The following is a 6,805-nucleotide window of genomic DNA, read 5'->3' as shown; positions in this document are numbered from 1 at the left end:
CCGCAGCTCCAGCGAGTTCGCCATGGTCACCTTGTCGGCCTTGACGAGGATGTCGCCGCGCAGCCAGGTGAACAGGTCGACGTGCTGCATCCGCGCCACCGGGTCCCAGCTCCGCGACTCCGCGTAGTGCGGCGCCGTGACGTCGACGTGGGAGCGGCGTGGGTCGTGGCGGCGCAGCACCTCGGCCAGCTGGTGGTCGCGGAAGATCCGCGCGTTGCCGTAGTAGCGCTGCTCGAGAGGGAGCGCGCCGCGGCGCAGCAGGTCCTTGCCCCGCATGCCCTCCGGCAGCCGGTCGGACGCCCTGCCCAGCAGCCCGCGCAGCGCTCCCGGCACCCGCTCGAACGGCGCGAGCGAGATCGGCTCGCGGTAGATCGTGTAGCCGCCGAACAGCTCGTCGGCGCCCTCGCCCGAGAGCACGACCTTGACGTGCTGGCGGGCCTCGCGAGCGATGAACCACAGCGGGACCAGCGCCGGGTCGGCCACCGGGTCGTCGAGGTACCAGACGATCAGCGGCAGCGCGTCCATCATCTCGTCGGGCTTCACCGTCCGGACGACGTGCCGCACGCCGATCGCGGCGGCCGACTCGGCGGCCACGTCGACCTCCGAGTAGCCCTCGCGCTCGAAGCCGGTGGTGAAGGTGATCAGGTTCGGGTTGTGCTCCTTGGCCAGCGCCGCGATGGCCGTGGAGTCGATCCCGCCGGAGAGGAACGCGCCCACCGTGACGTCAGCGCGCATGTGCTTGGCCACCGAGTCGCGCAGCGCGGTCGCGATGCGCGCGGGGCGCTCTCCGCGTCGGTCGTCGTCCGGAACGTCGGGTGGAAGTAGCGCTCGAACTCCACCTCCCCGCCCGGGCGCACCGTGAAGTGTGCGTGCCCGACTCGACGCGACGGATCGCGCGGTGCAGCGTCTCGGGCTCCGGGACGTACTGCAGCGTCAGGTAGTTCTGCAGCGCGACCGCGTCGAGCTCGCCGGTGCCGACGCCGATCGTCGGCGCCAGCTCGAGCAGGCTCTTCTTCTCGCTGCCGAACACCGTGCCGCCGGGCCCCGCGGCGTAGAACATCGGCTTGATGCCGAAGGGGTCGCGCGCGCCGAACAGCACGCGCTCCTGCGCGTCCCAGATGAGGAACGCGAACATGCCGCGCAGCTTCGCGACGCCCGCGGGGCCCCAGTAGTGGTACGCCGCGAGGATCGCCTCGGAGTCGCCCTCGGTGGCGAACTCCGCGCCGTGCTCGCGCGCCAGCTCCTCGCGCAGCTCGAGGTAGTTGTAGACCTCGCCGTTGAAGACCATCGAGTACCGGCCGCCGAGGTACTGCATCGGCTGGTGGGAGTGCTCGATGTCGATGAAGGCCAGGCGGTTGTGCCCGAACACCACGTCGGCGTCGTGCCACGCCCTTCCCGGCTCGTCGGGGCCACGGTGGCGCATGCAGCGCATGGCCGCAGTGATCGCACCGGTTCGCGACGCCGCGTCGTCGGCGTCGGCGGTCAGCAGTCCGAGCAGTCCGCACACAGCGGGTCAGTATGCCGAGCCGCCGACACGTCCCTCGACGGGTGCACCCGACACCGCTTCTCACCTTCCCCTCAGCTAGTCTCTACGCGAAGTCGAAGAAGGCCGTCCCCAGCGCGGCCAGATCGATCGTTTCGAGGACGTGGGAGGCGGCGGGAAGTGGGCCGAGCACAGCGCGTTGACGGGGCCCGCCCGGGTGTTCGGGGCGGACTGCGTGGCCGTCATGCGGTCCAAGATGGGTGTGCTCGCAGCGGTGATCGTGCCGCTGACCACGGGCTGCGGCATCCAGGACGTCATCCGCTTCGGATGGCCGGGTGGCGTCACCCGCAGGCGGAGTACATGCGCACCCTCTGGACGTGGTCGGCGATCGCCGCCCTCGTCGTCGGTGTGGTCACGTGGGGCGCCATGTTCTGGGCGATCGCCTTCCACCGGAAGAAGAAGGGGGAGAGCGACGAGGTCGTGCCGCGCCAGACGCAGTACAACCTGCCGCTCGAGGTCGTCTTCACGGTGATCCCGACGATCATCGTCGCGGTGCTCTTCGGCTTCACGGTCTACGTGCAGAACTTCGTGGAGAAGGACGACCCGGACCCCGACCTCACGGTCGCGATCACGGGCTTCCAGTGGAACTGGGACTTCGCCTACCCGGGCAAGAACACGCCCGACGGCAAGACCGTCCACACGCTCGGCTCGACCGAGACGATCCCGCTGCTCGTCCTCCCGACCGACAAGAAGATCAAGTTCGAGCAGCGCTCGAACGACGTGATCCACTCGTTCTTCGTGCCGGAGTTCCTGTTCAAGCGGGACGTCTTCCCGGACCCCGAGGTCAACGACCAGGACAACACCTGGCAGATCGACAAGATCGACCGCGAGGGCGCCTTCGTCGGCCGCTGCGCCGAGCTCTGTGGCGCGTACCACTCGCAGATGAACTTCGAGGTCCGCGCGCTGTCGCCCGACAAGTTCGACCGCTGGCTGCAGTTGCGCCAGCAGGTGAACCCCGCGACCAACGCGCCGTACACGGCCGGTGAGGCGCTCGCTTCCCTCAACTGCGGCCAGCTCTGCGCGCCGCAGGCGTACACGACCTACCCGTTCACGAACGACCGCTCGCAGCGGTCGGCGTCGCTGCCGCCGTCGGGGAGCTGAGAACACACCATGAAGGTCGAATCCCGTCTCTTCGAGATCCTCACGGCGTTCTTCTTCATCGCCGGGATCGTCTACACGATCATCACGAGGGAAGCGGTCGGCGTCGCCGGGCTGTTCCTGACCGGTGGTCTGTCCCTCATCGTCGGCACGTACTTCCGCTTCGTCTCCCGCCGTCTGGAGGAGCGTCCGGAGGACAACCCGGAGGCAGAGGTCCTCCGACGGTGCCGGTGACGTCGGCTTCTTCTCGCCGGGCAGCTACTGGCCCATCGGCCTGGCGTTCTGCGCCGCGCTCGTCGGGATCTCGCTGGCGTTCTGGCAGATCTGGCTGCTGGTCATCGCGATCGTCGCCCTCCTGATCGCCATCGGCGGGCTCGTGTTCGAGTACCACATCCGGCCTGCCGACCACTGATCGTCCACGCGAAAGGCCCCGTCACACCTCGTGTGACGGGGCCTTCGTGGTTCCCGGCCGCGGTGGCGCGGCTCAGCCGCGAGCGGCGTCGCCCAGCGCACTGCGCGCGATGATGACCTGCTGGATCTGCGAGGTGCCCTCGTAGATGCGGAAGAGGCGCGCGTCGCGGTAGCAGCGCTCCACCGCCACACCGCGGATGTAGCCCGCTCCGCCGTGGATCTGGACCGCGCGGTCGGCGACCCGCCCGACCATCTCCGACGCGAAGTACTTCGCCGCCGACGGCCCCTGCACCTTGTCGACGCCGGCGTCGTACTCGCGCGCGACGTCGAGCACCAGCGCCCTGCCCGCGCGGTAGTCGGTGATGGAGTCCGCGATCAGGCCCTGCACCAGCTGGAACGACGCGATCGGCTTGCCGCCCTGCTCCCGGGACTTCGCGAACTCCACCGACTCGTGCACCAGCCGCGCGGCCATCCCGACGCAGAGCGCGGCGATGTGCGCGCGACCGTGCACGAGGCACTTCGCGGCCGTCCGGAAGCCGTGTCGAGGCCGTCGTCGCCGCCCACGAGGGCGTCGGCGGGCACGCGGACGTCGTCGAGGTGGACGTCGGACGTCCAGGTGCCCATCTGGCCCATCTTGTGGTCCCGCGCGCCGAACGAGACGCCTGTCGCGTCGGTGGGCACCAGGAACGTCGAGATGCCGCGGTTGCCCTTCGCGTCGGGGTTGGTGCGGGCGAACACCATCAGGACGTCCGCGACGAGCGCGTTGGTGATGTAGCGCTTCGAGCCGTTGAGCACCCACTCGTCGCCGTCGCGCTTCGCGGACGTCGTGAGCCCGGCCGGGTCGGAGCCCGCGTCGGCCTCCGTCAGCGCGAACGACGCCGTGACCTCACCGGAGGCGAGACGGGGCAGCCAGCTCCGCTTCTGCTCGTCGGTCCCGCCCAGCAGCAGGACCTGGCCCGCGATGCCGTTGTTCGTGCCGAAGAGCGAGCGGACGGCGGGGGAGGTCCAGCCCAGCTCGAACGCGAGCCGTGCCTCCTCCTCCATCGTCAGGCCGAGCCCGCCGTACTCCTCGGGGATCGCGAAGCCGTAGAGGCCCATCTCCTTGCAGGCCGTCACGACGGACTCGGGGATCGCGTCCTCGGCGTCGATCTGCTCCTCGAGAGGGACGATCTCGTTGCGGACGAACGTCCGGACGGACGACAGGATGTCGCTGAGATCAGCGTGGTCCACGAGCAGCGCCTTTCGTCGGTGGAGCGGCTGGAGACGGCGGTGGGGCCCGCCGGTCACCTACTCACGGTAACCTGCGGGCCCCACCCTCGTTCGAACGCCGTCCGACGGATCAGCCGCCGCCGCGCGGTCCGCCGCCGCCCTGGGTCGCGGTGACGGTAGCCTGCGGGAGCAGGATGTCCTGGCCCTCGCGCAGCCCGTCCTTGACCTCGGTGAACGCGTCACCGGCGAGACCGGGGGTGAAGCGGGTCTCGATCGGCTTGCCGTCCGGGCCGGGCACCGATGCCGTCGCCGAGCCGCCGTCGGTCTTGATCGCCGCGGTCGGGACGCGCAGCACGTTGTCGACCTTCTGCGTGGTCACCTGCGCCTGGGCGGTCTGCCCGTCCCGCATGCGCGGGTCGGTCTCGTTGACCACGATCGTCGTGTAGTAGCTGTTGACGCCCGAGACCTGCTGGGCGCTGGGCGCCACCGCGGTCACCGTGCCCGGCTTCGACACACCCGGGATCGCATCGACGCTCACGTCGACGACCTGGTTCGGCGCCAGCTTCGCCGCGTCGCTCTCCTCGAACGGCACGATGAGCTGGAACCCGTCGACGTTGTTGAGCGTGATGAACGAGCCGCTGCCCGTCGCGCCGCCCGCCGCGGCCCCGGCGTCGCCGGTCGCGCTGCCCTGGGCCGGGGGGATCCGGGCGTCGGAGCCGGGAGCGAGGTCGGTGGCGGCGCCCTGCGCGGCGATGAAGTCGCCGACCGCGCCGTTGATGGCCGAGACCGTCCCGCCGATCGGCGCCTTGAGCACGGTGTTGTCGACGCCGCGCTGGGCGTCCTTCACCGCGTTCTGCGCGTCGCGGACGACCGCGTCCGCCGACTGCGTGTCGAACGGCTGTCGTGCGCGCGCCGTTGAGCTGGTTCTGCGCGTCGGCGACCGACTTCTTCGCCTGAGCGATGGAGATGTCGCCCTGCGTGGCGTCGACGCTCTGCTTGTGCACGGCGGCGTCGTAGGCGGTCTTGGACTGGATGGCAGCGGCCTTGGCCTGCTGGTAGGCCTGGGTGGCCGTGGCGCACGGGTCGGCGCTGGGGGCTGGGGTCGTCGTCGGCGTGGGGTTTCCGCCGGAGCCCCCGCTCAGCAGCGCTGAGCGCTTGTTCTGCCCGCTGCAGGCGGAGTCCTTCTGATCATCGGCCTTGTCCAGCTGCTTCTCGTCGTAGTCCAGCTGGACCCGTGCCCGCTCGGTCGCGTTCCCGTCCGCCGCGTTCACGGCGTCGACGTTGCTGCGCGTGGCCGTGAGGATCTCGTTGGACGAGTCGAGGTCAGCCTGCGCCGTCTCGACGGTGTTGCCACCGGCGTCTTGCCGAGCGAGGCGTTCTGCTGGTCGAGCTTCGCCTGCGCCGACGCGAGCGTCGACTTCGCCGCCGCGTCGTCGAGACGGGCGAGCGGCTGACCGGCCTGCACGACGTCGCCGACCTTCACCATCAGCTCCGCGACCTGACCGCGGTCGGCGAAGCCCAGGTTCTGCTGCTTGACCGAGACGAGCGTGCCGGACGCCGAGACGCCGGAGGTGACCTCGCCGCGGTCGACCTTGACGGTCGGCGGGGGAGGGGTCGAGCCGCCACAGGCCGCGACCACCAGCAGCGGAACGGCCAGAACGGCGGCCAGGGCGGCGCGACGGGGCGCGCTACCGGTCGGGCCTGGACGGCGCATGGCGGGGGCCTCTCCTTCAGTGCTGATGTCTTCTGGGCGCGCGGGGAGCGGGGGCACGCGGCTGCGGAATGCGGTCACTGGTACCTCAGCGCCTCGATCGGGCGCAGGCGCGCTGCGCGGTTGGCGGGGTAGCCGCCCGCGATCAGGCCGATCGCGACGCTCACGGCGAACGCGATCACGACCGAGCCGACGGAGACCGACGGCGCGGGGAAGTCGGGGCTGAGCGTGGGCAGGACGGCGCTCGCCGCCACGGAGAGCCCGACGCCGATCAGGATCCCGATGAGCCCGCCGATGCCGGTGAGGATCATCGACTCGATCAGGAACTGCTGCAGGATCGACCGGTACCGGGCCCCGATGGCCTTGCGGATGCCGATCTCCCGGGTCCGCTCGGTGACCGTGACCAGCATGATGTTCGCGACGCCGATGCTGCCGACGAGCAGCGAGATGCTCGCGACGGCCGCGGTGAAGATCGTGACGACCGAGGTGAACGTGCTGACCTGGTCGAGCAGGCTGCGCAGCGCGAGGGTGTTGTAGTCGCGGTCGTCGGGGTTGCGGATGTTGTGCCGGTCGTCGAGGACGCGCTGGACGTCGGCGATGGCGGCGTCGACGCTCGCGGCGGACGCCGCGCGCACCGTGATCGACTGGACGACGTCGCCGCCGCCCAGCAGGTAGCTGCGCGCCGCGCCGAGCGGCATGACGGCCTCGTCGTCGCCCTGGCCGTTCGACTTCAGTACGCCGATCACGCGGAACGTCGTGCGGCCGATGCGGACCTGCTTGCCGATCGCCTCGCCCGCGTTGCCGTTGTAGAGCGTCGCGACCGGGTTGGAGCC

At 70.5% G+C, this 6,805-nt stretch carries 3 protein-coding genes and 4 pseudogenes; 2 read left to right on the top strand and 5 right to left on the bottom strand.

Annotated features, from left to right (window positions below):
- Positions 1 to 1,507, bottom strand: a pseudogene (gene asnB, locus KPL57_RS27260) (asparagine synthase (glutamine-hydrolyzing)); the annotation flags it as partial.
- A gap of 220 nt (positions 1,508 to 1,727) precedes the next feature.
- Here asnB and coxB point away from each other — a divergent pair.
- A pseudogene (gene coxB, locus KPL57_RS27255) lies at positions 1,728 to 2,644 on the top strand (cytochrome c oxidase subunit II).
- 9 nt (positions 2,645 to 2,653) lie between these two features.
- Positions 2,654 to 3,053, top strand: a pseudogene (locus KPL57_RS27250) (cytochrome c oxidase subunit 4).
- Positions 3,054 to 3,125: 72 nt separating this feature from the next.
- Here KPL57_RS27250 and KPL57_RS27245 read toward each other — a convergent pair.
- The 4 genes and pseudogenes from KPL57_RS27245 to KPL57_RS27230 all read right to left on the bottom strand — a co-directional run.
- A pseudogene (locus KPL57_RS27245) lies at positions 3,126 to 4,282 on the bottom strand (acyl-CoA dehydrogenase family protein).
- Between the two features lie 109 nt (positions 4,283 to 4,391).
- Positions 4,392 to 5,108, bottom strand: coding sequence for an efflux RND transporter periplasmic adaptor subunit (locus KPL57_RS27240; protein WP_226353674.1), 717 nt, complete (start codon positions 5,106 to 5,108; stop codon positions 4,392 to 4,394).
- A gap of 420 nt (positions 5,109 to 5,528) precedes the next feature.
- Positions 5,529 to 5,975, bottom strand: coding sequence for a biotin/lipoyl-binding protein (locus KPL57_RS27235; RefSeq protein WP_226353673.1), 447 nt, complete (start codon positions 5,973 to 5,975; stop codon positions 5,529 to 5,531).
- A gap of 74 nt (positions 5,976 to 6,049) precedes the next feature.
- A partial coding sequence (locus tag KPL57_RS27230) for an FtsX-like permease family protein (protein ID WP_226353672.1) occupies positions 6,050 to 6,805 on the bottom strand: 756 nt, incomplete at its 5' end.

Source organism: Pseudonocardia sp. ICBG601 (assembly GCF_020496245.1).
Note: the sequence above shows the minus strand (reverse complement) of the source record. Positions and strands in the feature narration are given on the sequence as shown.